Consider the following 25,129-nt stretch of genomic DNA (forward strand, 5'->3'; position numbering starts at 1 on the left):
TATCGAACCTCAAAAATCATGCGGCACTTGCAACCCAGTAACGTAGTCGCTCGCCCCATTCTAGGAGCACCAGCTCTTTTGGCTGTTATACAAAGGTACTAGCAGGCCGCCGCACAGGAGAGGTCATAGCCGGTATCCGCGCCCAGCGCAACCACGAGCGGCCGACTGTGCAGCATTCGCCCGCCGCCGTACGCCGTGGAAACGGGGCGCCCGGCCTGTCACCGCGCTCAAAGCGCCGCCCAACCTCTGTCAAATCTGGAAACGAACCGGACACCGCCGTCACTTTCCGAGCAAGTCTTCGTCGCCATGCTGCACCCGGTCGGGCGTTTACAACGGCAGAGCCCCACGTCCCGCATCACAGTTGCGGAGCGCTCCGGGCCAGCACTGCGTCGATGTCCAGCCCGCGCGGCAACGTCCCGTACACCCGCCCGTGCGCTTCGAGGCGGCTGGCGATGAAGGCATCGGATACGGCCGCGTTGCCGGCTTCGAGCAGCAGCTTGGCCTGCAGGCCAACGGCAACGTCCTCGGTGAGCTGACGGGCGCGGTACTGGATGTCCCCGGTATCGCCGAAGGCCGCCTTCAAACGCTGGATATGCGCCTTCAGCCGTGCATCACCGTGGCCGTCGCCGAGTTCGGCGAACAGCACCTCCAGCACGCCCGGCTCCTTCGATAGCGCGCGCAAGACGTCGAGGCACTGCACGTTGCCGGAACCTTCCCAGATGGAATTCACCGGCGCCTCGCGGTACAGCCGCGGCAGGATGGTCTCCTCGACATAACCAGCGCCGCCCAGGCATTCGCTGGCCTCGGCGATCATGTTCGGTGCGCGCTTGCAGATCCAGTATTTGCCGACGGCGGTGACCAGCCGGGCGAACTTGTCTTCGTGCTCGTCACGGCGATGGTCCTGGGCGCGGCCCATGCGCAGGGTCAGCGCCAGCGCTGCCTCGCTTTCCAGGGCAAGGTCGGCCAGCACGTTCTGCATCAGCGGCTGCTCCAGCAGGACCCAGCCGCCGACCTGGCGGTGCGCGCAGTGATGCAGGGCCTGGGTCAGTGCCTGACGCATCAGCGAACTGGAGCCGATCATGCAATCGAAACGGGTCGAGGAGACCATTTCGATGATGGTCGGCACGCCGCGCCCTTCCTCACCGACCATCCAGGCCAGCGCGCCACGGTACTCGACTTCGCTGGAGGCGTTGGCCCAGTTACCCAGCTTGTTCTTCAGCCGCTGGATGTAGAACTGGTTGCGCGTGCCGTCCGGCCGATGCCGCGGCAGCAGGAAGCAGGTCAGCCCCTTGTCGGTCTGCGCCAGGGTGAGGAAGGCGTCGCACATGGGCGCCGAGCAGAACCACTTGTGGCCGGTCAGCTCGTAGGCCTGGCCGGGTCCCCCGGCACCGACCGCAAAGGCACGGGTCGTGTTGGCGCGCACGTCGGTGCCGCCCTGTTTCTCGGTCATCGCCATGCCGATGGTGACGCCGGCCTTCTGCTCCATCGGCAGGCTGCGCGGGTCGTATTCGGTGGCGAGGATCTTCGGCAGCCAGCGCTCGGCGAGATCCGGCTGCAGGCGCAGCGCCGGCACGCTGGCGTAGGTCATGGTCAGCGGGCAACTGCTGCCGGCTTCGGCCTGGTTGTGCAGGTACATCAGGGCGGCACGCGCCACCTGCGCGCCGGGCTGCGGATCGGTCCACGGCAGCGAGGGGATGCCGTGCTCGATAGCCGCACGCATCAGCTCGTGATAGGCCGGGTGAAACTCCACCAAATCGATGCGATGACCGTAGCGGTCATGGCTCTTGAACACCGGCTTGTTCTCGTTGGCGAGAAAACCGGCCTGCATCAACGGGCCGCCGGCAAGCGCACCGTAGGCGTCCAGACGTTCCGCCGCCCAGCCGGCATGGTAGCGCTGCACCCATTGCTGCAGCGGCAGGTCGAGACGGTAGAGGTTGGCGCCGTCGAGGGGCGGCACCTGGTTGGTGACCTCGTGGGTTTCGGCGCAGCTTTGCGGATTCATCCAGGCGTCCTCCTTCTTGACCGATGCGGCGGTTGCCAGCAAGCGTAGCCGGCAACCGGCGACGCACAGGCAGTGAAGCATGTGCTGACGCGACGGTTGAAGCGAGGTATCGGCCAAAAGGGCCGCGCGTCAGGCAATCGCCTGGTGCGGGTCGAGGCGCGCCAGGCGAACGCTGATGCGGAAACGGCTGCCCAGGCCGGGACGCGACTGCTGGTCGAGCTGCCCGCCGATCAACTCCAGCAGACCGCGACTGATCGCCAGGCCGATGCCGAGGCCGCCGTAACGCCGGGTCATGGAACCATCCACCTGGCGGAACTGGTGGTAGAGGAACGCCTCATCGGCGTCGCTGAAGCCGATGCCCGTGTCGATGACCTCGGCCTGCAGCAGCAGGTGATGCTGCCCTGGTTCGCCACCGAAGCGCAGCGTGATGTGGCCGCGCGACGTGAACTTGAGCGCGTTGTCGAGCAGGTGGGTCAGGCTCTGTTCGAGCTTTTCGCCGTCGCCGAAGACGCGGTCCGGCAGGTTGGCGGCGACCTCCAGCTCGAACTCCAGGCCCTTTTCCTGCGCCACGGGAGCGAATTGCTGGTGCAAGCGCTCGGCCATCTGCCGCAGGCGGAACTCTCCGATACGGGGCCGCAATTTGCCTGCACGCAGCTCGCTCAGCGCCAGGATGTTGTTGACCAGACGCATCATGTCGCGCGCCGAGCCGGTAGCGATGTGCTGGTACTGCTGCAGTTCCTCCGGGGTTTCCGACGCCGGCAGCAGCTCGAGCGCGCCCATCACGCCCATCATCGGGGTACGCAGCTCGTGGCTGATGTTGGAGAGGAATTCGTCCTTGAGCCGGTTGCTCTCGGCCAGCTCGCGGTTCAGCTGCTCCAGGTCGGAGCGGGCGTTCTCCAGGATTTTTGCCCGCTCGTCCTTCAGCGCATTGATGCGATCGGCCAGCGCCATGGACAGCAGCACCACTTCCAGCGCCGCCCCCAACTGGCTGGCATACATGGTCAGGAAGTTGTGCGGCAGGTGCCCAAGCACCATCAGCGTGTTGATCTGTCCGCCAATGAGCAGCGCACTCCAGGCAATGATGAAGTAACGCGCCACCCGCATGCCACGCAGCCAGGCGAGGATGCCCGCGGCGAACACCGCCAGGGTGAACAGCAGCGCGAGGGCAGTGGCCAGGCGCAGCGATACGCCGTAATCCATGGTCAGCGCCAGCGCCATCACGGCCAGCGAGAAGGCGATCATCAGTCGCAGCAGCCGGTCGATCCAGCGACTGTGCTCGGCCGTGCGCAGGAAGCTGCGGGTGAACAGCGAGCCGAACAAGCCGGTCGCACCGATCAGCAGCGGCGTCGCGGCGTTGGTCCACCAAAGGTGATCAGGCCAGAGAAACTGCACGCCCGCGCCGTTCACCGAGACCTGATAAAGGCCGAACGCAGCGATGTAGAGGATGTAATACAGATAGCTGGGGTCGCGGATGCTGACATAGATGAACAGGTTGTAAACCAGCATCGCCAGCAGCACACCGTAGATCATGCCGAGCACATAGAGTCGCCCGGGCTGCGCCTCGAGATAGGCGTGGTGCGACCAGAGACTCAGCGGGACCTGGACCGACCCCTCGCTCTGCACGCGCAAATACAGGCGCTGCGTCTGGTTGGCCGGCAACTCGAGTTCGAACAGGTAATTGCCCTGGCCGATCTCGCGGCTGGCCCAGGGCTGGATGTCGCCCGTGTCGCGAGCCAGGCGGTAAGAGCCGGAAGCGTCCGGCAGATACAACTGCAGGCTGTCGAGTGGTGGATAGGCCACCTCCAGCAACCAGCGCCGCGCGTCTGGCGACGACTGCGGTCGATAGTCCAGATCGACACGCACCCAATGCACGGAGCGCGAATAGCCGGCGTTCAGCACATCCTTGCGATGCGCCTGGAAACGCTCCTCGAAAGCCGGCGCGGCGACATCCTCGATCCGCAGCTGGCCGTGCGGATCCTCGAACACCTGCATGTGCCGCCCGAGCGGCAGATGGCGAGTGGTTTCGTCGAGTTCGACGGCAACGGCCAGGACGGGCAGGAAGGCCAGAATGAACAGGAAGACGTGCCGCATGATGCCTCGTGCTGGCCGAGTGTCGAAAACGAGCTCATGTCCCATGAACTCCGCCACCCAGACCGTAATCAAAGTGCCAGCAATCTACCACAGCAGTTGGGCCAGCCGGAAAAGCGGACGTGCAGCGTCGCGATCGTTCCGATGGCCGGCAGATACCGCCGGATGACCGTTCGACCTGCAACTGCCGCGTCCCGCCGCCTCTGTTTGGTGATAAGCTCGCACGCCATGAAAAACTTCACTTCCCGTCCCGTCGTCCTCTGTCTGTCCGGCCACGATCCCAGTGGCGGCGCCGGCCTGCAGGCTGACATCGAAGCCCTGCTGGCGCAGGCCTGCCACGCCGCGCCGACTGTCACCGCGCTCACCGTGCAGGACACCGTCAACGTCACCGACTTCCGCGTGCTCGACCGCGAATGGGTACTCGCCCAGGCCAACGCGGTGATCGCTGACCTGCCCATCGCCGCGGTGAAGCTGGGCATGCTCGGCTCGGTGGAAATGGTCGAGACAGTGCTTGAGATCATGGCCAAGTTGCCCGGTGTGCCGCTGATCTGCGACCCGGTGCTGCGCGCTGGCGGCGGCGGTGCACTGGGCAAGGACGATGTCGGCTACGCCATGCGCGAGCGGCTGTTCCCAGCATCCACAATCGCCACGCCGAACCTGCCGGAAGCGCGCATCCTGGCCGAACTGCCGCAGGGCAGTGCCGACGAGTGCGCCGAACGCCTGCTGCCGCATATCCGTCACCTGCTGATCACCGGCGGTCACGGCGATGAAAGTGAAGTGCACAACCGTCTGTATTGCCGCGACGGCAGCCGTCACGACTTCACCTGCGCGCGCCTGCCGGGCAGCTATCACGGCTCCGGCTGCACCCTGGCCAGCGCCTTGGCCGGCCGTCTGGCACTGGGCGAGGAACTGACCAGCGCGGTCCGCTCGGCACTCGACTACACCTGGCGCACGCTGCGCGATGCCGAGGCCCCCGGGCACGGCCAGTACGTGCCGCGCCGCCTGCCCCTGGACCTGGCCTGACTGGAGAGCAGCGCATGAAGGAAGCGTCCCGCCTGCGCGGCCTGTACGCCATTACCGACAGCACATTGCTGGCCGATGGTCGCCTGCTGCCCTATGCCGAAGCCGCACTGAAGGGCGGCGCCCGCCTGCTGCAGTATCGCGACAAGACCGGCGATGAAGCGCGGCGGCTGCGCGAGGCCGATGCGCTGCAGGAACTTTGCGCCCGCCACGGCGCACAGCTGATCATCAACGACGATGCCGAACTGGCTGCGCGCCTGGGCGTCGGCCTGCACCTGGGCCAGGAAGATGGTTCGCTGGCCGCCGCGCGGGCCCTGCTCGGGCGTCAGGCGATCATCGGCGCCACCTGCCATGCGCAACTGCCGCTGGCCGAGCAGGCCGCTCGCGAGGGTGCCAGCTACGTTGCCTTCGGCCGTTTCTTCCAGTCCCACACCAAACCCGGCGCACCGGCAGCCAATCAAGAACTGCTGCGTGAAGCCCGCGCCCGTATCGGCCTGCCCATCGTCGCTATCGGCGGCATCACGCTGGACACCGCGCCGTCACTGATCGCCGCCGGCGTGCACATGGTCGCAGTGATCCACGCCCTGTTCGCCGCCGACAGTGCCGCCGAGGTCGAGCGCCGCGCTCAAGCCTTCAGCCAACTGTTCAACACGCCCTGATTCCGCCACGGCGGGCCGCTAACGCCGTCCGCCCCTGTTTTGCGAGGCCCGCATGTCCCGTTCTGAAACCCTCTTCGCCAGCGCTCAGACCCACATCCCCGGCGGCGTCAACTCGCCGGTTCGTGCGTTCCGCAGCGTAGGCGGCACCCCGCTGTTCCTCAAGCACGCCGAAGGCGCGTATGTCATTGATGAGGACGACAAGCGCTACGTCGACTACGTCGGCTCCTGGGGCCCGATGATCCTCGGCCACAGCCACCCGCAGGTACTGGATGCGGTGCGTCGCCAGCTCGAGCACGGGCTGTCCTACGGCGCGCCAACCGCGATGGAAACCGAGATGGCCGAACTGGTCTGCCGCCTGGTGCCGTCCATGGAGATGGTGCGCATGGTCAGCTCCGGCACCGAAGCGACCATGAGTGCGATCCGCCTGGCCCGCGGCTACACCGGGCGCGACGCCATCATCAAGTTCGAAGGCTGCTACCACGGCCACTCCGACAGCCTGCTGGTCAAAGCCGGTTCTGGCGCCCTGACCCAGGGCGTACCCAGCTCAGCGGGCGTGCCGGCGGACTTCGCCAAGCACACCCTGACACTGGCCTACAACGACCTCGCCGAAGTCGAAGCCACGCTGAAGGAAAAGGGCGAGCAGGTCGCCTGCATCATCGTCGAGCCGGTGGCCGGCAACATGAACTGCGTGCCGCCGGCGCCGGGCTTCCTCGAAGGCCTGCGCCGCCTGTGCGACGCGCACGGCGTGGTGCTGATCTTCGACGAGGTGATGACCGGCTTCCGCGTCGCCCTCGGCGGCGCCCAGGCCTACTACGGCGTGACGCCGGACCTGTCGACCTTCGGCAAGATCATCGGCGGCGGCATGCCGGTCGGCTGCTTCGGCGGCAAGCGCGCCATCATGGAACGCATCGCCCCGCTCGGCCCGGTCTACCAGGCTGGCACGCTGTCGGGCAATCCACTGGCCATGGCCGCCGGCCTGACCACCCTCGAGCTGATCAGCCGCCCCGGCTTCCATGATGCCCTGAGCGCCTATACCAGCCGCATGCTGCAGGGTCTGCAGGATCGCGCCGATGCCGCCGGCATCCCCTTCGTCACCACTCAGGTCGGCGGCATGTTCGGCCTGTATTTCAGCGGCGCCGACGACATCGTGACCTTTGCCGACGTCATGGCCAGCGATGCCGATCGCTTCAAGCGCTTCTTCCACCTGATGCTCGAGGGCGGCGTGTACCTGGCGCCGAGCGCGTTCGAGGCCGGTTTCACCTCCATCGCCCACGGCGATAAGGAGCTGGCCATCACCCTCGACGCCGCCGAGCGCGCCTTCGCCAAGCTCAAGTGAATACGCCGATGGAACTGCTGCAGGCCCTGCTACTGACAGTTGCCGCGGCCACCAGCGCGATCCTTGTCGGTCGCGCCCGGCGCCGTTACGGCGAAGCGGATCAACCGGCGCTGTTCAGCGCGATGCTCGCCTTCATCCTTGCCGCGGCCAGCGGGGCAACCGGCCTCGCCGGTGGATTGGCCGAGGCCCAGCAGTGGCTGGAACGCGCCAGCCTGCTACTCGGTTTGCCCCTGCTCGCCCTGGCCGCACTGACCCTGGCGAGACGCTGGGCCTGGAGCCGTCCGAACTGGGGCCGCGTGGTGCTGGGCCTGTGCGTGTTTTTCGAACTGGCACGACAGCTCGGCTGGAGCGAGCCCTATGCGCTCGGCCTGCTGCTGGCCAGCGCGTTGCTGGTGATCTATGCCGCCGTGCTGCAATGGCCGGACCGTCTGCCGAGTGGCGCCGGTATCGCGGCAGGCGTGCTGTTGCTGCTCATGCTGCCGTTGCCTGGCAGCATGGCGATCGGCAACCCGTTCGCCGGGGCACAGCCGTTGCTGCTGGCGATCGCCAGTCCTCTGCTGGCAGTCCTGCTGCTGCGGTTGCCGGGCAGCGCGCGCGAGCAACAGCCAACGGCCGCATAAAAAGCCGATGGCAGGCCGTTAAAGGCTTTGTAAGCAGACAGCAGCTTATCCATAATGTGACGGCTGGCTCGTTCCAGTCTTTCATTATCGCCCTGCTCCTCGAGGCGCCAGATTTTCATGATCCGCACCGGCCGCATCCTGTCTTTGGGCTGTCTGCTGCTTCTCTCGCCTCTCACGGCTTTGGCTGGCGGGAACACCCTGCTGATCCCGGCGACCGCCCGTTGTGCCCTCGATACGCTGCCCGAGGAACTGCCTGAAGCGCTGCGCAGCTGCCAGCAGGCAGCCAGCGATGGCGACGTGCAGGCCGCCTACGAGCTGGGCGAATTCCACTACGACGGCAAACGTGCGCCACGCGATCTGGCCAAGGCGCTGTACTGGTTCGAACAGGCATCGCTGCGCGGCCATGCGGCGGCGCAGCACCGCCTCGGCGTGATGTTCTTCCGCGGCGAAGGCGTCAAGGCCAACAATGTGCAGGCCTATATTGTGCTGAAGATGGCCGCGGTCAACGGCGAGGATGAAGCGCTGGATACCGCCGACCGCGTCTCCGCGCAGATGCGCCGGGATGAGCTGGAGATTGCCAGCCAGGTGCTCGGCCAGATCTTCCGCGACTACCTGATGCAGCTGCAGGCCGCCGACGCCCCACAGATCCCCTGAGAAACCGGTGCCCCCTGCGGCATCCGTCCGCGCTTTCCCCTGCCCGGCCATGGGCATATAATCGCCGGTCATTTTTTGCACAACGCCGGCCCGTAACATGACCCGCAAGCTTTTCATCGAAACCCACGGCTGCCAGATGAACGAGTACGACAGCTCGCGCATGGTGGACCTGCTGGGCGAACACCAGGCCATGGAGATCACCGAGAACCCGGCAGAAGCCGACGTGATTCTTCTCAACACCTGCTCGATCCGCGAAAAGGCCCAGGAAAAGGTCTTTTCGCAGCTGGGCCGCTGGCGCGAACTGAAACAGGACAATCCGCAACTGGTCATCGGCGTCGGTGGCTGCGTCGCCAGCCAGGAAGGCGCGGCGATCCGCGACCGCGCGCCTTACGTCGATGTGGTTTTCGGCCCGCAGACGCTGCACCGCCTGCCGGAAATGATCGACGCCGCGCGCACAACCAAGACGCCGCAGGTGGACATTTCCTTCCCCGAGATCGAGAAATTCGACCGTCTGCCCGAGCCCCGCGTCGACGGCCCCAGCGCCTTCGTCTCGGTCATGGAAGGCTGCAGCAAGTACTGCACCTTCTGCGTGGTGCCCTACACCCGCGGCGAGGAGGTCAGCCGGCCGCTGGCCGATGTGCTGGCGGAAATCGTGCACCTGGCCGAGAACGGCGTGAAGGAAGTCACCCTGCTGGGGCAGAACGTCAACGGCTATCGCCACGACGGCCACGACTTCGCCGACCTGCTGCACGCGGTAGCGGCGATCGAAGGTATCGGTCGCATCCGTTACACCACCAGCCACCCGCTGGAGTTCTCCGACGCTATCATTCAGGCCCATGCGGACATCCCGCAGCTGGTGAAGTACCTGCACCTTCCGGTGCAGGCCGGCTCCGACCGAATCCTCGCGGCGATGAAGCGCAACCACACCGCGCTCGAGTACAAGTCGCGCATCCGTCGGCTCAAGGCCGCCGTGCCGGATATCCTGATCAGCTCGGATTTCATCGTCGGCTTCCCCGGCGAGACCGATAAGGACTTCGAGCAGACCATGAAGCTGATCGAGGACATCGGCTTCGACTTCTCCTACTCCTTCGTCTACAGCGCACGCCCCGGCACCCCGGCAGCGGACCTCGCCGACGACACGCCGGAAGAGGTCAAGAAGCAGCGTCTGGCCATCCTGCAGCAGCGCATCAATCAGCAGGGTTTCGAGAACAGCCGACGAATGGTCGGCACCACCCAGCGCATCCTCGTCAGCGACTATTCGAAGAAGGACCCGGGCATGCTGCAGGGCCGTACCGAGCACAATCGCATCGTCAACTTCCGCTGCGACAACCCGCGACTGATCGGCCAGTTCGTCGACGTACACATCGATGACGCGCTGCCACACTCGCTGCGTGGCACCTTGCTAGCTTGAGAAGCCGGAATGCGGCCCCCATGTGAATGCATCCGGGCCGCGACTGCGCTTTTCGCTTCGCGCCCGCAGCGCTATTCTTCTTTCATCATTTCGCCGATATCGGCCACATATAAAAGCCCTTGAACGCACCCATAGAACCGCATCGTTTCACCCTCGAACCCTTTGAAGCCCGTCGCTTCGCCAATCTCTGCGGCCAGTTCGACGAGCATCTGCGCCTGATCGAACAACGCCTGGAGCTGGAAATCCGCAACCGCGGCAATCAGTTCGAACTGGTCGGCCCGAGCAACGTGGCCAAATCCGCCGAGAATCTCCTGCGCCGCCTGTACCGCGAGACCAAGACCACCGAGCTGTCCCCGGACATGGTGCACCTGTACCTGCAGGAATCCGGCATGGAGGAACTGGCCAACCCGAACGCCCACCAGGGCGTGGCGCTGCGCACCAAGAAAGGCATGATCCGCCCGCGCGGTGCCAACCAGCAGCGCTATGTGAAGGCCATTCTCGACAACGACATCAACTTCGGTGTTGGCCCGGCCGGTACCGGCAAGACCTACCTGGCGGTGGCCTGCGCGGTGGACGCACTGGAACGCGAGCAGGTGCGCCGCATCCTCTTGGTGCGCCCGGCGGTGGAAGCCGGCGAGAAGCTCGGTTTCCTGCCCGGTGACCTGGCGCAGAAGATCGACCCCTATCTGCGCCCGCTCTACGACGCGCTCTACGAAATGCTTGGCTTCGAGCACGTGGCGCGACTGATCGAGAAACAGGTGATCGAGATCGCCCCGCTGGCCTACATGCGCGGGCGCACGCTGAACAACAGCTTCATCATCCTCGATGAAAGCCAGAACACCACTCAGGAACAGATGAAGATGTTCCTCACGCGGATCGGCTTCGGCTCCACCGCCGTGATCACCGGCGACATCACCCAGGTCGACCTGCCGCGGGGCACCAAGAGCGGCCTGGCGCATGTCATCGAAGTGCTCAAGGACGTCAACGGCATCAGTTTCACCCACTTCAAGCCCAAGGACGTGGTGCGCCATCCGCTGGTGCAGCGCATCGTCGAGGCGTACGAGTCGTTCGAGGATCGTCAGTCGCCGGCCAGCAAGCGCGCCGCGCAGGACGCCGCCGATGATTGAGCTTGACCTGCAGTGCGCCAGCACTGGCGCCGCGCCTGCTGCGGCGGACCTGCAGCGCTGGTGCGAATTGGCGTTGCGCCAGCGCAGCGGCGACTCCGAGCTGACCATTCGCCTGGTCGACGAGGAGGAAGGCCGCGAGCTGAACCGCACCTGGCGACAGAAGGACTATGCCACCAACGTGCTGTCGTTCCCCGCCGATGTGCCGGACGAGTTTCTCAACATCCCACTGCTCGGCGACCTGGTGATCTGCGTGCCGGTGGTCGAGCGCGAGGCGGCGGAACAGGGCAAGGCTCTCGAGGCGCACTGGGCACACCTCGTCATCCATGGCTGCCTGCACCTGCTCGGCTACGATCACATCGAAGATGCCGAAGCCGAGGAGATGGAAGCGCTGGAGCGCCAGCTGCTGGCTGAACTGGGGCATCCCGACCCCTATGCTGAAGATTCGCCCGAAACGGGCATTTGCAAGGACTCTTGAGTCAAACGACATGAGCGAAGATCGATCGATCAGCGGGCAGAAGACCTGGCTGGAAAGAATCACCCAGGCTTTTGCCCATGAACCCAAGAATCGCCAGGAGCTGCTGGAAATCCTGCGCGAAGCCCACCAGAACAAGCTGCTCGACAACGAGGCGCTGGCCATCGTCGAAGGCGCCATCCAGGTCGCCGACCTGCAGGTACGCGACATCATGGTGCCGCGCTCGCAGGTGATCAGCATCAAGGCCGACCAGTCGCCACGCGAATTTCTGCCCGCCATCATCGCCGCCGCGCATTCGCGCTACCCGGTGGTCGGCGAGAGCCTCGACGAGGTGATCGGCGTGCTGCTGGCCAAGGATCTGCTGCCGCTGATTCTCAAGGATGAGCATCACAACTTCGACATCAAGGACCTGCTGCGCCCGGCCACCTTCGTGCCCGAATCCAAGCGTCTCAATGTGCTGCTGCGCGAGTTCCGCGCCAACCACAATCACATGGCCATCGTCATCGACGAGTACGGCGGCGTGGCCGGCCTGGTGACCATTGAGGACGTGCTCGAGCAGATCGTCGGCGACATCGAGGACGAGCACGACGTCGAGGAAGACAGCTATATCCGCCCGCTGCCGAGTGGCGACTTCCTGGTCAAGGCGCTGACACCGATCGACAGCTTCAACGAGTACTTCGGCAGCGCCTTCCCCGACGATGAGTTCGATACTGTCGCCGGCCTGGTGATGAGCACCTTCGGCCATCTGCCCAAGCGCAACGAGGTGACCGAGATCGACGGCTTCCGCGTTCGCGTATTGAACGCCGACAGCCGCCGCGTGCACATGCTGCGCCTGAGTCGCCTGGAAAGCGCATGACCTGCGACTTGCCGCCCGCCTACGGGCGGCGAGCCGCCGGCAGCTTGCCCGATCGCGACGTTGCCCGTAGCCTGCGCCGCAATCCCCGCGCAAGGAAACCCCATGCACTGGTTCACCCGCCCCGGCTGGCCGGGCAATCTGCTGGCCCTGCTGGCCGGCACGCTGACCACCCTCTCCCTGGCGCCCTTCGACATCTGGCCACTGGCCCTGTTGTCGGTCGCGCTGCTCTACCTCGGCCTGCGCGAAACCGGGCCAACGCAGGCGGCGCAACGCGGCTGGTGCTACGGCTTTGGCCTGTTCGCCTCGGGCGTCAGCTGGGTCTATGTCAGCATCCATGATTTCGGCGCGGCGTCGCCGCCACTGGCCGGCCTGCTCACGCTCGGCTTCGTCGCCGGCCTGGCGCTATTCTTCGCCCTGCTCGGCTGGCTTTGGGTGCGGCTGCTGCGCAATCGCCATTCCGCGCTCGGTGACGCGCTGGCCTTCGCCGCGCTCTGGCTGGCCTTCGACGCACTGCGTGGCTGGCTGCTCACCGGCTTTCCCTGGCTCTATATCGGCTATAGCCAGCTCGACGGCCCGCTATCCGGGCTGGCGCCGGTGGGTGGCGTCTGGCTGCTGAGCTTCGCCATCGCCCTGAGCGCCACCCTGCTGGTCGCGCTGCCGCGACTGCGTGCCGACAAGCCGCGCCTGCTGGCTGGCGTCCTGTTGCTGATCGCCCCCTGGCTGACCGGCCTGGCACTCAAGGATCGCGCCTGGACCCAAGACAAGGGTGAGCCCTTGAGCGTGGTTGCAGTGCAGGGCAACGTCGAGCAGAGCATGAAGTGGGATCCGAAGAAGCTCGAAATGCAGCTGCTGCTGTATCGCGACATGACCTTTCGCAGCCGTCCGGCGGACCTGATCGTCTGGCCGGAAACCGCCGTGCCGATCCTCAAGGAACACGCCGAAGGCTACCTGACAATGATGGCCGGCTTCGCCAAGCAGCGCGGATCGGCGCTCATCACCGGTGTGCCGGTGCGCCAGCCCAATGCAGAGGGTGAGCTGCGCTACTACAACGGCCTAACCACCGCTGGCGAGGGTGCCGGTACCTACCTCAAGCAGAAGCTGGTGCCGTTCGGCGAGTATGTGCCGCTGCAGGAACTGTTGCGCGGGCTGATCGCCTTCTTCGACCTGCCGATGTCCGATTTCGCCCGCGGCGAACCCGGCCAGCCGCTGCTACAGGCCAGAGGCCTGCAGATCGCGCCCTACATCTGCTATGAGGTGGTCTATCCGGAGTTCGCCGCGGGCCTCGCGGCGCAAAGCGACCTGCTGCTGACGGTGAGCAACGACGCCTGGTTCGGCCGCTCCATCGGCCCACTGCAGCACCTGCAGATGGCGCAGATGCGCGCCCTGGAGGCCGGACGCTGGATGATCCGCGCAACCAACAACGGCATCACCGTGCTGATCGACCCCTATGGGCGCATCACCGAGCAGGTTCCGCAGTTCGAACAGGCTGTGCTGTATGGCGAGGTCACGCCGATGCAGGGGCTGACGCCCTACCTGCGCTGGCGCTCCTGGCCGCTGATCGCGGCATGCGTGTTGCTGCTCGGCTGGGCGCTGGTCAGACGCAAGTCCGCATAGGGGCACCCTGAGCCCCTACGAATGAAAGCGTTCCGCTCAATCGTTCGCCGAGCGATAAACCAGCGGGTACACCGCCATGCCGACGATTTCATTGAGCAGCATGCCGTTCTGCCAGTAAGCCTTGGCCTCCGGCAGCCAGCCGTTCAAAGGGCGGCCGTTGGGCACGCCCATAAAGCCCACTGGCGCGGCAATCACTTCGATGCCGTTCTGCTCGAAGCACCAACGCGAACGAGGCATGTGCGCGGCCGAGGTGACCAGCACCACCCGCTCGATGCCAGCCGAGCGCAGCATCTCGGCACTGAGCACGGCATTCTCCCAGGTCGTACGGCTGCGCTCTTCCAGCCAGCGCGTGGCGACGCCTAGATCGCGCTGCAACACCTCGGCGCCAAGCATAGCTTCGCTGGGCGGCTGGCCGTAGTGCAGGCCCCCGCTGGTGAGAATCGGCAGGCCAGATGCCTTGGCGACGCGCGCGGCATAGCGCAGGCGCTCCAGCGCTACGTAACCGGGCTGATCTCCACCCCAGGCCGGATCGTTCTGCTCCCGGCCGGCGCCCAGTACCACGATGGCACCGGCCTGCCCGCTCAATTTCGGCCAGCGCGCCTCGGCCAATGCCGGCTCGCGCTCCACCGCGCGCGCCGTCCATTCGACGACGATCGGCAGGCTCATCAGCCAGAGCCCACCGAAGCCGGTGACGAAACACAGCGCCGCCAGCCTCGGAGCGCGTCGGCGCAGCCACCAGCCCAGCAGCAACAGGAGCAGCAGTCCCCCCGGCGGCAACAGCAGTTGCTTGAAGAAATAACGAATGGGCATCCCAGCTCTCCGGCAAAGGTCGACACTCTAGCGGCTGTCGGCCGATTTGTCGGCGCAGGGGGCGCTCAGTGGCGCGGGTAGGTCTGCAGACGTTGCCGTGCACGTAGCAGCTGCGAGCCGCAGGCCGGACACATCGCAGGCCCGGCACCTTCCGGCCAGGTCACCTTGGTATTGCAAAGTGCGCAGCTGAGGCTCTGCTGCAGGTGCAGCGGCGCATGCCTGAGGCGTGCGCCATGGCGCTGCCGCCCGCCACCACGCACGGCTGGCCGCATCGCCTGGCGCGTGAGATGAGCCTGTTCCTCGGCAGCCGCATGCCAGCCGGAAAGCCATTGGGAATCACGTTGCAGATAGGCGCGAATCAACTCAAATTCCGCCGGCGTCAACCCGCCGACCTCCAGTTCGCCAGCGGCACCTGATTCGCCACGCTCTGCCTCCTGCAACGCCGAACTCAAGCGCTGCAGGACCCGCGCATACAGACTGCTGTCCTCTGATTGCGACTCTCTTTCCATTGGACATACCTCGCGTTTGTCCCGCCCCTGGATCAAGCGTAGCTCAGCCTGGCTCGCTCAAGCCGGACGCGACGGACGGAACCCTCGGTGCTGACGGCAAATCGGGTTTCCCTAGGCTGCGGGGGGTCATGTATGCTACGGCGCTTCCATGCCTCCGTCCGCCACCCGCCGGGTCGCGTTTGCACAAGGTCGTTCCGACCTGCCAGCCGAGCCTGCGCCAGCGCATTCGCGGAGAGCCAGCCCCTATCCAACGCCAGTAGCCATGCACGAACAGTATCAGCCCCGCGAGATCGAAGCCGCCGCGCAATCCCACTGGGATTCGCAGAAATCCTTTGAAGTGAGCGAACAGCCCGGCAAGGACACCTTCTATTGCCTGTCGATGTTCCCCTACCCCAGCGGCAAGCTGCACATGGGCCACGTGCGCAACTACACCATCGGCGACGTGATCGCCCGCTACCAGCGCATGCAGGGCAAGAACGTCCTGCAGCCCATGGGCTGGGACGCCTTCGGCATGCCGGCCGAGAACGCCGCGATGAAAAATCAGGTGGCGCCGGCGAAGTGGACTTACGAGAACATCGCCTACATGAAGGCCCAGCTGAAAAGCCTGGGCCTGGCCGTCGACTGGACCCGTGAAGTCACCACCTGCAAGCCTGACTATTACCGTTGGGAGCAGTGGCTGTTTACCCGCCTGTACGAAAAGGGCGTGATCTATCGCAAGAACGGCACCGTGAACTGGGACCCGGTGGACCAGACCGTGCTGGCCAACGAGCAGGTCATCGATGGCCGCGGCTGGCGTTCGGGCGCGCTGATCGAGAAGCGCGAAATCCCGATGTACTACTTCAAGATCACCGCCTACGCGGATGAGCTGCTGGAGAGTCTGGACGAGCTGGACGGCTGGCCCGAGCAGGTCAAGACCATGCAGCGCAACTGGATCGGCAAGTCGCGCGGCATGGAGATCAGCTTCCCCTACGACGTCGCCAGCATCGGCAGCGAAGGCGTGATGAAGGTCTTCACCACCCGCCCCGATACGCTGATGGGTGCGACCTACGTGGCCGTTGCAGCGGAACATCCGCTGGCCACTCTCGCCGCGCAGAACAACCCCGAGCTGCAGGCCTTCATCGACGAGTGCAAGCGCGGCGGCGTCGCCGAAGCCGACATCGCCACCCAAGAGAAGAAAGGCCTGGCCACTTCCCTGCGTGTGCAACACCCGCTGACCGGCGAGCTGCTGCCGGTGTGGGTCGCCAACTACGTGCTGATGAACTACGGCGAGGGCGCGGTCATGGCCGTGCCGGCGCATGACGAGCGCGACTTCGAATTCGCCAGCAAATACGGCCTGCCGATCAAGCCGGTGGTGCGCACCAGCGCCGGCGACGAGACGCCCGCGCCCTGGCAGGACGCCTACGGCGAGCACGGCCAGCTGATCAACTCCGGCATCTATGACGGCCTGGATTTCGAAGGCGCCTTCGACGCCATCGAAGTGGCGCTGCAGAAGAAAGGCCTCGGCCAGGCGCGCACCCAGTTCCGCCTGCGCGACTGGGGCATCAGCCGCCAGCGCTACTGGGGCTGCCCGATCCCGATCATCCATTGCGACAGCTGCGGCGACGTGCCGGTGCCGGAAGACCAGCTGCCGGTCGTGCTGCCCGAAGACGTGGTGCCGGATGGCGCCGGCTCGCCGCTGGCGAAGATGCCCGAGTTCTACGAGTGCAGCTGCCCCAAATGTGGCGCCCCGGCCAAGCGCGAAACCGACACCATGGACACCTTCGTCGAGTCGTCCTGGTACTTCGCCCGCTACGCCAGCCCAAACTACGACAAGGGCATGGTCGATCCGCAAGCGGCCAACCACTGGCTGCCGGTGGATCAGTACATCGGCGGTATCGAACACGCCATCCTGCACCTGCTGTACGCGCGCTTCTTCCACAAGCTGATGCGCGACGAGAGGCTGGTCAGCTCCAACGAGCCGTTCAAGAATCTGCTGACCCAGGGCATGGTGGTTGCCGAAACCTACTACCGCACCCTGGAAAACGGCGGCAAGGACTGGTTCAACCCTGCCGACGTCGAGGTCGAGCGTGATGCCAAGGCCAAGGTCATCGGCGCCCGGCTGAAGACCGACGGGCTGCCAGTGGAAATCGGCGGCACCGAGAAGATGTCCAAGTCGAAGAACAACGGCGTCGACCCGCAGGCGATGATCGATGCCTACGGCGCCGACACCTGCCGCCTGTTCATGATGTTCGCCTCGCCGCCGGACATGAGCCTGGAATGGTCCGACTCCGGCGTCGAGGGCGCCAGCCGCTTCCTGCGCCGCGTCTGGCGTCTGGCCCATGCGCATGTCAGCGCCGGGCTGCCGGGTACGCTCGATCTGGCCGCGCTGAACGACGAGCAGAAGGCCGTGCGCCGCGCGATTCACCTGGCGATCAAGCAGGCCAGCACCGATGTCGGCCAGCACCACAAGTTCAATACCGCCATTGCCCAGGTGATGACACTGATGAACGTGCTGGAGAAGGCGCCGACCGCCAGCGAGCAGGACCGTGCTCTGCTGCAGGAAGGCCTGGAAACGGTCGCCCTGCTGCTCGCACCGATCACACCGCACATCTCTCACGAACTCTGGCAGCAGCTGGGCAAGAGCGGCGCGATCATCGATGCGCAATGGCCGAAGGTCGACGAAGCCGCCCTGGTGCAGGACAGCCTGACCCTGGTGGTACAGGTCAACGGCAAGCTGCGCGGCCAGATCGAAGTGCCGGCCAGCGCCAGCCGCGAAGAGGTGGAGACCGCCGCGCGCGGCAACGAGAACGTGCTGCGCTTCACCGAAGGCCTGACCATCCGCAAGGTCATCGTGGTGCCGGGCAAGCTGGTCAACATCGTCGCTAACTGATTCGGTCCCGGCGCCTGCGCCGGGCCTGCAAAGGGGATAACAATATGAACAAACGGAATCTGGTGGTGCTGGGTCTGACATTGCTGCTGAGCGCCTGCGGTTTCCAGCTGCGCGGCACCGGTGATGTGGAGTTCGGTCTCAAGGAAATCGATCTGCAGGCCCGCAACAGCTATGGCGAGACGGTCCAGCAGCTCGAAGCGCTGCTCGAAAGCAACGACGTGCGGGTTTACCCGGGCGCCAAGTACAGCCTTAACCTGGCCCGCGAGCAGACCCGCCAGCGCACCGCCAGCTATACCAGCTCGGCACGCAGCGCCGAGTACGAGCTGACCAGCACACTCGATTATGAATTCCGTGGCCCGCGGAACCTTCTGTTGCTCGAAGACAGCATCGAGGTGCAGAAGGTCTACGTACACGACAGCAACAACCTGATCGGCTCGACCCAGGAGGGCGACCAGTTGCGTCAGGAAATGCGTCGCGAGCTGCTTCAGCAGCTCGTTCTGCGCATCCAACGCATCACCCCGGCACAGCTCGACCGCCTGCAGCAGGAGGCCGAAGCCAAGGCCCGTGCCGAAGCGGAGGCCGTCGAAGCCGCCCGCCGCGCCCAGGATGCGCAACCGCAGCAGTCGCCCATCCAGCTACCCGTCCGCTGAGTCTGCACGGGGGCCTCGCGCCCCCGTTTCCGCACCCATGAAGCTCTCTCCCGCTCAACTCGGCAAGCATCTGCAAGGCACCCTTGCGCCCATCTACGTGGTCTGCGGTGACGAGCACCTGTTGTGTCAGGAAGCCTGCGATGCGATTCGCGCGGCAACCCGCGCGCAGGGTTTCAGTGAGCGTCAGGTCTTCCACGTCGAGACCGGCTTCGACTGGGGCCAGCTCATCGAGGCCGGCGCAAGCCTGTCGCTGTTCGCGGAGAAACGTCTGATCGAACTGCGCATTCCCAACGGCAAGCCGGGGGACAAGGGCGCCGCGGCGCTGTTGGACTACCTGGCGCGCCCGGCCGAAGACACGGTGCTGTTGATCAGCCTGCCCAAGCTTGATGGCAGCACGCAGAAGACAAAGTGGGCCAAGGCGCTGATCGACGGCAAGGACGTGCAGTTTCTGCAGATCTGGCCGGTAGACGCCGCGCAACTACCGCAATGGATCCGCCAGCGGCTGGCCCAGGCCGGTCTATCCGCCGATCAGGAAGCCGTCGAGCTGATCGCGGCACGGGTCGAGGGTAATCTGCTCGCCGCCGCGCAGGAGATCGAAAAGCTGAAACTGCTGGCCGACGCCGGCCAGATCAGTGCTGATACTGTGCAAGCAGCCGTAGCCGACAGCGCCCGCTACGACGTCTTCGGCCTGATCGACGCGGCACTCCACGGCCAGGCCGCGCACGCGCTGCACATGCTCGAAGGCCTGCGTGGCGAGGGTGTGGAAGCGCCGGTGGTCCTCTGGGCCTTGGCGCGCGAGCTGCGGCTACTGGCCAATATCGCCCAGCAGTACGGGCAGGGCGTTCCGCTCGAGCGCGCCTTCAGCCAGGCACGTCCGCCGGTCTGGGACAAACGACGCCCGCTGGTCTCCAAGGCACTGCAACGGCACGACGCCGCCGGCTGGAGCCGCTTGCTGATGGCTGCACAGCGCATAGACGAGCAGATCAAAGGCCAGGCCGAAGGCGATCCCTGGATCGGGCTGGCCAATATCTGCCTGCAGCTGAGCGGTCGCCGGCTGGGCGCAAGCTGACAACGCCAGTCTGCTGGACATTTTTTGTACAAACCCTATGATGCCGCTGTCCGATACCGGGCTACTCAGGGATACGTCATGAGCACACGCAAGAAAAGAACGAACAAGGCCAAACGCCTGGTCGCGCAACCGCTGTTCCGCCAGCGCCAGGAAACGCCAAAGAAAGGCAAAGGCAGCTACCGCCGCGAAGCCTCCCAGTCCACCAACTGGGAGGCTTCGGTCCTTCTGGCGGCCTGAAAACCCAACACCCCGAAAGCGTGATAATGTCTGCGGCCGACGACACCTTTCGAGAGTGGTGCATGTTTTACACCTTCGTTCCCGTTCTGCTGCTGCGAACGCTGGTCGCCGCCTCGGCGATGAGCCTGGTGGTCGCCTGTGCCGCCGAACCTCTTGCGCAGTCCTCCCTTGTCAGCAACGCACCCGCGCCCTCTGTCCAGCGTAGCGACAAGCCCGTCGTCGACGCGCCAGCAGAAGCCACTCATCTCAGCTTCAGCCAGTGGCGCGAGCAATTCCGTGCCGAAGCCCTGGAAGCGGGCATCTCCGCCACGACCTTCGACCGCGCCTTCGCCGGCGTGCAGCCCGATCCTGCGGTGATCGAAGCTGATCGCAGCCAGCCGGAATTCACGCGCCCCGTCTGGCAATATCTGGAAAGCGCGATTTCAGCCCAGCGAGTCCGCAGCGGACAACGCCTGCTAAACCAGCACGCCGCGACCCTGGACCGCATCGAAGCCCGCTACGGCGTCGATCGCGAGACCCTGGTTGCCGTCTGGGGCCTGGAGAGCAGTTTCGGCCAGATCATGGGCGACAAGTCGGTGATCCGCTCGCTGGCCACCCTCGCCCATGAAGGGCGCCGTCCGGCCTTTGCCAAGAGCCAGCTGATCGCCGCGTTGGAAATCCTCCAGCACGGCGACGTGTCGCCGCAGCAGATGCGCGGTTCCTGGGCTGGCGCCATGGGCCAGACGCAATTCATCCCGACCACCTACAACACCCATGCGGTGGACTTCGACGGTGACGGCAAGCGCGATATCTGGAACAGCTCGGCCGACGCCCTGGCATCCGCTGCGCACTACCTGCAGGCCTCCGGTTGGAAGCAAGGTCAGCCCTGGGGTTTCGAGGTGCAGCTGCCCAGTGGCTTCGACTATGCCCTGGCCGATAGCGAGATTCGCAAGCCGCTGGCCGAATGGCGTCGCCTCGGCCTGCGCGGACTACCCCAAGGAGTGGACGAGGCCAATGCCAGTCTGCTGCTGCCTGCCGGCCACCGCGGCCCCGCGTTCCTGATCATGGACAACTTCCGCGCGATCCTGCGCTACAACAATTCCTCGGCCTATGCGCTGGCCATCGGTCTGCTGTCTGAGAACTTTCAGGGCAAGGGCCAGGTTGCCGGCAGCTGGCCACGTGGTGAGCAACCGCTCAGCCGCTCGGAACGCCTGGAGCTGCAGGAGCGCCTGGTCGCCCAAGGCTTCGACCCGGGCACGCCGGACGGCATCATCGGCGCCAATACACGCAAGGCCATTCGCGGCTTCCAGCAGCAGCTGGGTTGGCCGGCCGACGGCCATCCCACTCAGGAGCTGCTCGGTCGCCTACGCGCCCAGCCTTGAGCGCAGCCTGCGCTTCGAGCGGGGCGAAAACTCGGCAAACAAAAAAGCCCGGCATGATGGCCGGGCTTTTTCGTTATGGCAGGTCGCATCTCAGTGCTTGACCGCCACCTCGTAGAGGTAGTCCGGTAGCGGATCGATGACCACTTGCTGCCCCTGATAATGCGCCTGGACAGCCTCGCGCGGAACGACGCCATGGGGCACACGCTGATCGCCACCCAGCCGCTGGCGCGCTCGGTAATCGATCACACAGCCATCAGCCTCGACCCAGAAGTGTGGCGACAGCACCTTACCGTCCAACTCCACCTGCCCCAACATCGCACGATATGGAATGTGCTGCTTGGCCAGACGCGTCACCACCAGACGGCTCATCGCGTCGCACTCGACCTTGGCGGCATCCAGATCATCAAGCAGGTTCTTCAACTGGGGTTCGTTCATCTGCTGTGGCCCTCGGTTGGCCTCGTGGTGTAAACCGGGCCACTATAGACCAAAGTCTAATGCGGTGAAATGCCGCAATTTTCCTGCCAACGCTTCGGCTGCAGCCTTCGCCGACTCCAGTGCGCGGCTTCCTTTTACGGCAGAACGCCGGTACGGATCAGTCGTGCTTGGCGCCGTGGGCCTGCTGATCGGCATGGTACGAGGAACGCACCAGCGGGCCGGACGCGATGTTCTTGAAGCCCATCTTCATGCCTTCCTCGGCGAACCAGGCGAAGGTGTCGGGATGGACGAAACGCTGCACCGGCAGGTGATTGCGTGACGGCTGCAGGTACTGGCCGAGGGTCAGCATGTCGATGTCGTGCTCGCGCATACGCTGCATGACCTCGATCACCTCTTCATCGGTCTCGCCAAGACCGAGCATCAGTCCCGACTTGGTCGGCACGCCCGGCACGCGCTGCTTGAACTTCTCCAGCAGATCCAGCGACCACTCGAAATCCGACCCCGGCCGCGACGACTTGTACAGCCGCGGTACGGTTTCCAGATTGTGGTTGAACACATCCGGCGGCTCGCTGGCTGTGATATCCAGCGCGATCTCCATGCGTCCGCGATAGTCCGGCACCAAGGTCTCGAGCTGGATCGACGGCGACAGCTTGCGGATCTCGCGCAAGCAGTCGGCAAAATGCTGGGCACCGCCGTCGCGCAGGTCGTCGCGGTCCACCGAGGTGATGACCACGTACTTCAGGCGCATGTCCGCAATGGCCTGGGCGAGGTTCTTCGGTTCGTCCGGGTCCAGCGCGTTCGGCCGGCCATGGCCGACGTCGCAGAATGGGCAGCGACGGGTGCAGATGTCGCCCATGATCATGAAGGTCGCGGTGCCGCTGGAGAAGCACTCGCCCAGGTTCGGGCAGGACGCCTCCTCACAGACGCTGTGCAGCTTGTGCTTGCGCAAGGTCTGCTTGATCTGGTCGACCTCCGGCGATACCGGGATGCGCACGCGGATCCAATCGGGCTTCTTCGGCAGTTCATCGGTGGGGATGATCTTCACCGGAATCCGCGCGACCTTCTCGGCACCGCGCAGTTTGACACCAGCCTCTACCTTGGCCGGGCGCTTGCCTGCCGTTTCTACACTACTCATAAGCTTCGATTCCGCCCGCGAGGGTCTTCTGTTGCGCGTATCCGAGCTGCCGGACCAGATGATCACGCAGTCGATCGGCCACTTCAGAGATGTCGATCGGCCCGATCAGGTCACGCAACTGGGTCATGGGCAGCCCTGCATAACCGCAGGGGTTGATGCGCCGGAAAGGTTCGAGATCCATGTCCACGTTCAGCGCCAAGCCGTGGAAGGAACGGCCATTGCGAATGCGCAGGCCCAGAGACGCGATCTTTGCACCGTCGACATAAACGCCCGGTGCATCCGCTTTGGCAGCCGCCTCGACACCATAGCCGGCGAGCAGATCGATCAGACTCTGCTCGATGCGACTGACCAGCTCCCGTACACCGATACCGAGTCGGCGTACATCCAGCAGCAGGTAGCCGACCAGCTGGCCGGGCCCGTGATAGGTCACCTGACCGCCGCGGTCCACCTGCACCACCGGAATATCGCCGGGGAACAGCAGATGTTCGGCCTTGCCGGCCTGGCCCTGGGTGAACACGGGCGGGTGCTGCAGCAGCCAGATTTCGTCGCCACTGGCGGCATCGCGCGTATTGGTGAAATGCTGCATGGCCTGCCAGGCCGCCCGATACTCGATCAGGCCGAGCTCACGCACACCCACTTCGTGGGTCATCACAGCACCATGTGGACACGACCAGTGGCCCGCAGGTCGACATGGATGGCCTGCAGTTGTTCGACGCCAGTGGCGGTGATCAGCACCTGCAGCGAAAGGAAGCGTCCGTTGCGGCTGTCACGCGTGACCACGGTGGTCTCGTCGAAGTCCGGCGCGTGGCGCTGGATGACTTCGATCACGACCTCACGGAAGCCTTCGCCCGCGTCGCCGATCACCTTGATCGGGTAGCGCTCGCAGGGAAAGTCGATCTTGGGTGCAGCGACATCTTGATTATCGGTCATGGCGTAACGGACTCGTGATCCGCACGTGCGACGCGGCGGGATCAGCCGCGGCGCACGCGAGCGTGGTCAGTTGAACAGGCTGTAGAAGAACAGGCGAATGCTATCCCAAAAACGGCGGAACAGCCCACCCTCTTCGACCGTTTCCAGCGCCACCAGGTCGGTGCTACGCACGACCTTGTCATCCAACTTGACCTCGACCTTGCCAACGACATCGCCCTGCTGGATCGGCGCGGTCAGCGTACCGTTGAAGCTCATGACGGCTTGCAGCTTCTCGACTTGGCCGCGCGGCAGCGTCATGGTCAGGTCCTGGGCCAGGCCGGCCTTGAGCTTGCTCTGCTGCCCCTTCCAGACCTGGGCTTCGGCCAGCTCGGTGCCCTTCTGGTAGAAGGTGCGGGTCTCGAAGAAGCGGAAGCCGTACGTCAGCAGTTTTTGCGTTTCCGCGGCACGCGCCTGCTCGCTGTCGGTGCCGAACACCACCGAGATCAGACGCATGTTGTCACGCACCGCAGAGGCCACCAGGCAGTAGCCAGCCTCCTCGGTATGACCGGTCTTCAGGCCGTCGACGGTCTTGTCGCGCCACAGCAGCAGGTTGCGGTTGGGCTGCTTGATGTTGTTCCAGAGGAACTCCTTCTGCGCATAGATGGCGTAGTGCGCCGGATCCTCGTAGATGATCGCGCGGGCCAGCTTGGCCATGTCGTTCGCCGAGGAGTAGTGCTCCGGATCCGGCAGACCGGTGGCGTTCATGAAATGACTATTGGTCATGCCCAGGCGCTGAGCCGTCGCGTTCATCAGGTCAGCGAAAGCCTCTTCGCTACCGGCGATATGCTCGGCCATTGCCACGCTGGCATCGTTGCCAGACTGAATGATGATGCCGTGCAACAGATCATCCACCGAAACCTGGGTATTGACCTGGATGAACATCCGGGAGCCACCGGTACGCCAGGCCTTCTCGCTGACAGTGACCATGTCGCTATCGCTGATCTGGCCCTTCTGTATTTCCAGGGTGGCGATGTAGGCGGTCATCAGCTTGGTCAGGCTGGCGGGAGGCAGGCGCTCGTCACCGTTGTGCTCGACCAGCACCTCACCACTGGCCGCATCCATCAGCATGTAGGACTTGGCCGCCAGCTGTGGCGGTGACGGCAGGATCTGCGCCGCCCAGACGGTAGGAGCGACCGCCAGCAGAATCAGGACTAGGGAGCGTTGCACGAGGCTGGTGATGTTCATCCGAATCTCAAGTTAGTCAGGTAAAACAAGGCAAGAATTGC

24 protein-coding genes are annotated in these 25,129 nt (G+C 65.0%); 15 read left to right on the forward strand and 9 right to left on the reverse strand.

Features of this window, described 5'->3' with window-relative positions; all coding sequences use genetic code 11:
• Positions 1 to 355: 355 nt before the first annotated feature.
• Complete coding sequence (locus OUY36_RS19315) at positions 356 to 2,002, reverse strand: acyl-CoA dehydrogenase family protein (RefSeq protein ID WP_267935566.1); 1,647 nt, start codon at positions 2,000 to 2,002, stop codon at positions 356 to 358.
• Between the two features lie 129 nt (positions 2,003 to 2,131).
• Positions 2,132 to 4,093, reverse strand: coding sequence for a sensor histidine kinase (locus OUY36_RS19320; protein WP_267935567.1), 1,962 nt, complete (start codon positions 4,091 to 4,093; stop codon positions 2,132 to 2,134).
• Between the two features lie 225 nt (positions 4,094 to 4,318).
• Here OUY36_RS19320 and OUY36_RS19325 point away from each other — a divergent pair, with 225 nt between their 5' ends.
• The 10 genes from OUY36_RS19325 to lnt all read left to right on the forward strand — a co-directional run bounded on the left by OUY36_RS19325 (position 4,319) and on the right by lnt (position 13,859).
• On the forward strand, positions 4,319 to 5,113 hold the full coding sequence (locus tag OUY36_RS19325; RefSeq protein WP_267931298.1) for a hydroxymethylpyrimidine/phosphomethylpyrimidine kinase: 795 nt from the start codon (positions 4,319 to 4,321) through the stop codon (positions 5,111 to 5,113).
• Between the two features lie 14 nt (positions 5,114 to 5,127).
• Entirely contained in the window at positions 5,128 to 5,769 is a 642-nt protein-coding gene (thiE, locus tag OUY36_RS19330; RefSeq protein WP_267935568.1) for a thiamine phosphate synthase, read from the forward strand.
• Positions 5,770 to 5,821: 52 nt separating this feature from the next.
• Positions 5,822 to 7,105 (forward strand): glutamate-1-semialdehyde 2,1-aminomutase, encoded by a 1,284-nt coding sequence (gene hemL / locus OUY36_RS19335; RefSeq protein ID WP_045633632.1) that lies wholly within the window; start codon positions 5,822 to 5,824, stop codon positions 7,103 to 7,105.
• Between the two features lie 8 nt (positions 7,106 to 7,113).
• Positions 7,114 to 7,725, forward strand: coding sequence for a hypothetical protein (locus tag OUY36_RS19340; RefSeq protein WP_267935569.1), 612 nt, complete (start codon positions 7,114 to 7,116; stop codon positions 7,723 to 7,725).
• Positions 7,726 to 7,842: 117 nt separating this feature from the next.
• Positions 7,843 to 8,379 carry a tetratricopeptide repeat protein gene (locus OUY36_RS19345; RefSeq protein ID WP_063540866.1) on the forward strand — a complete coding sequence of 179 codons (537 nt, stop codon included), beginning with the start codon at positions 7,843 to 7,845 and terminating at the stop codon, positions 8,377 to 8,379.
• Between the two features lie 97 nt (positions 8,380 to 8,476).
• Positions 8,477 to 9,790 (forward strand): tRNA (N6-isopentenyl adenosine(37)-C2)-methylthiotransferase MiaB, encoded by a 1,314-nt coding sequence (gene miaB, locus OUY36_RS19350; protein ID WP_267935570.1) that lies wholly within the window; start codon positions 8,477 to 8,479, stop codon positions 9,788 to 9,790.
• A 119-nt stretch (positions 9,791 to 9,909) separates the two neighbouring features.
• Complete coding sequence (locus OUY36_RS19355) at positions 9,910 to 10,917, forward strand: PhoH family protein (RefSeq protein ID WP_102838751.1); 1,008 nt, start codon at positions 9,910 to 9,912, stop codon at positions 10,915 to 10,917.
• The gene (gene ybeY, locus OUY36_RS19360) at positions 10,910 to 11,392 is read left to right on the forward strand and encodes an rRNA maturation RNase YbeY (protein WP_267935571.1); all 483 of its coding nucleotides are present in this window, start codon (positions 10,910 to 10,912) and stop codon (positions 11,390 to 11,392) included. Before OUY36_RS19355 ends, ybeY begins: the two co-directional genes overlap by 8 nt.
• Positions 11,393 to 11,402: 10 nt before the next feature.
• Positions 11,403 to 12,245, forward strand: coding sequence for an HlyC/CorC family transporter (locus tag OUY36_RS19365; RefSeq protein WP_063540862.1), 843 nt, complete (start codon positions 11,403 to 11,405; stop codon positions 12,243 to 12,245).
• A 102-nt stretch (positions 12,246 to 12,347) separates the two neighbouring features.
• A complete protein-coding gene (lnt, locus tag OUY36_RS19370) occupies positions 12,348 to 13,859 on the forward strand; it encodes an apolipoprotein N-acyltransferase (RefSeq protein ID WP_267935572.1) in 1,512 nt (503 codons plus the stop codon).
• A 36-nt stretch (positions 13,860 to 13,895) separates the two neighbouring features.
• On the opposite strand, the gene OUY36_RS19375 is transcribed toward lnt, so the two are convergent.
• Positions 13,896 to 14,669: a YdcF family protein gene (locus OUY36_RS19375; protein ID WP_267935573.1), complete on the reverse strand. Its 774-nt coding sequence runs from the start codon at positions 14,667 to 14,669 to the stop codon at positions 13,896 to 13,898.
• 65 nt (positions 14,670 to 14,734) lie between these two features.
• Positions 14,735 to 15,178: a hypothetical protein gene (locus tag OUY36_RS19380; protein ID WP_174214544.1), complete on the reverse strand. Its 444-nt coding sequence runs from the start codon at positions 15,176 to 15,178 to the stop codon at positions 14,735 to 14,737.
• 262 nt (positions 15,179 to 15,440) lie between these two features.
• On the opposite strand from OUY36_RS19380, the gene leuS reads away from it, so the two are divergent.
• The 5 genes from leuS to OUY36_RS19405 all read left to right on the forward strand — a co-directional run bounded on the left by leuS (position 15,441) and on the right by OUY36_RS19405 (position 21,364).
• On the forward strand, positions 15,441 to 18,047 hold the full coding sequence (gene leuS / locus OUY36_RS19385; RefSeq protein ID WP_267935576.1) for a leucine--tRNA ligase: 2,607 nt from the start codon (positions 15,441 to 15,443) through the stop codon (positions 18,045 to 18,047).
• Between the two features lie 44 nt (positions 18,048 to 18,091).
• Positions 18,092 to 18,697 (forward strand): LPS-assembly lipoprotein LptE, encoded by a 606-nt coding sequence (locus OUY36_RS19390; protein WP_267935578.1) that lies wholly within the window; start codon positions 18,092 to 18,094, stop codon positions 18,695 to 18,697.
• Positions 18,698 to 18,734: 37 nt separating this feature from the next.
• On the forward strand, positions 18,735 to 19,766 hold the full coding sequence (gene holA, locus OUY36_RS19395; RefSeq protein WP_156245118.1) for a DNA polymerase III subunit delta: 1,032 nt from the start codon (positions 18,735 to 18,737) through the stop codon (positions 19,764 to 19,766).
• A 78-nt stretch (positions 19,767 to 19,844) separates the two neighbouring features.
• A complete protein-coding gene (gene arfA / locus OUY36_RS19400; protein ID WP_102838758.1) occupies positions 19,845 to 20,003 on the forward strand; it encodes an alternative ribosome rescue factor ArfA in 159 nt (52 codons plus the stop codon).
• 62 nt (positions 20,004 to 20,065) lie between these two features.
• Positions 20,066 to 21,364 (forward strand): lytic murein transglycosylase, encoded by a 1,299-nt coding sequence (locus OUY36_RS19405; protein ID WP_267935582.1) that lies wholly within the window; start codon positions 20,066 to 20,068, stop codon positions 21,362 to 21,364.
• A 90-nt stretch (positions 21,365 to 21,454) separates the two neighbouring features.
• On the opposite strand, the gene OUY36_RS19410 is transcribed toward OUY36_RS19405, so the two are convergent.
• The 5 genes from OUY36_RS19410 to OUY36_RS19430 form a co-directional block, all read right to left on the reverse strand.
• Positions 21,455 to 21,799 carry a hypothetical protein gene (locus OUY36_RS19410; RefSeq protein WP_063540855.1) on the reverse strand — a complete coding sequence of 115 codons (345 nt, stop codon included), beginning with the start codon at positions 21,797 to 21,799 and terminating at the stop codon, positions 21,455 to 21,457.
• A gap of 157 nt (positions 21,800 to 21,956) precedes the next feature.
• Positions 21,957 to 22,934: a lipoyl synthase gene (lipA, locus tag OUY36_RS19415; protein ID WP_200597485.1), complete on the reverse strand. Its 978-nt coding sequence runs from the start codon at positions 22,932 to 22,934 to the stop codon at positions 21,957 to 21,959.
• Positions 22,927 to 23,583, reverse strand: coding sequence for a lipoyl(octanoyl) transferase LipB (gene lipB / locus OUY36_RS19420; protein WP_063540853.1), 657 nt, complete (start codon positions 23,581 to 23,583; stop codon positions 22,927 to 22,929). Before lipB ends, lipA begins: the two co-directional genes overlap by 8 nt.
• A complete protein-coding gene (locus tag OUY36_RS19425) occupies positions 23,583 to 23,864 on the reverse strand; it encodes a DUF493 domain-containing protein (RefSeq protein ID WP_041015896.1) in 282 nt (93 codons plus the stop codon). Before OUY36_RS19425 ends, lipB begins: the two co-directional genes overlap by 1 nt.
• Before the next feature lie 66 nt (positions 23,865 to 23,930).
• On the reverse strand, positions 23,931 to 25,088 hold the full coding sequence (locus OUY36_RS19430) for a D-alanyl-D-alanine carboxypeptidase family protein (protein ID WP_110775741.1): 1,158 nt from the start codon (positions 25,086 to 25,088) through the stop codon (positions 23,931 to 23,933).
• Positions 25,089 to 25,129 lie beyond the last annotated feature (41 nt).

Source organism: Stutzerimonas sp. R40042, from assembly GCF_026642215.1.
GTDB classification, from domain to species: domain Bacteria; phylum Pseudomonadota; class Gammaproteobacteria; order Pseudomonadales; family Pseudomonadaceae; genus Stutzerimonas; species Stutzerimonas frequens.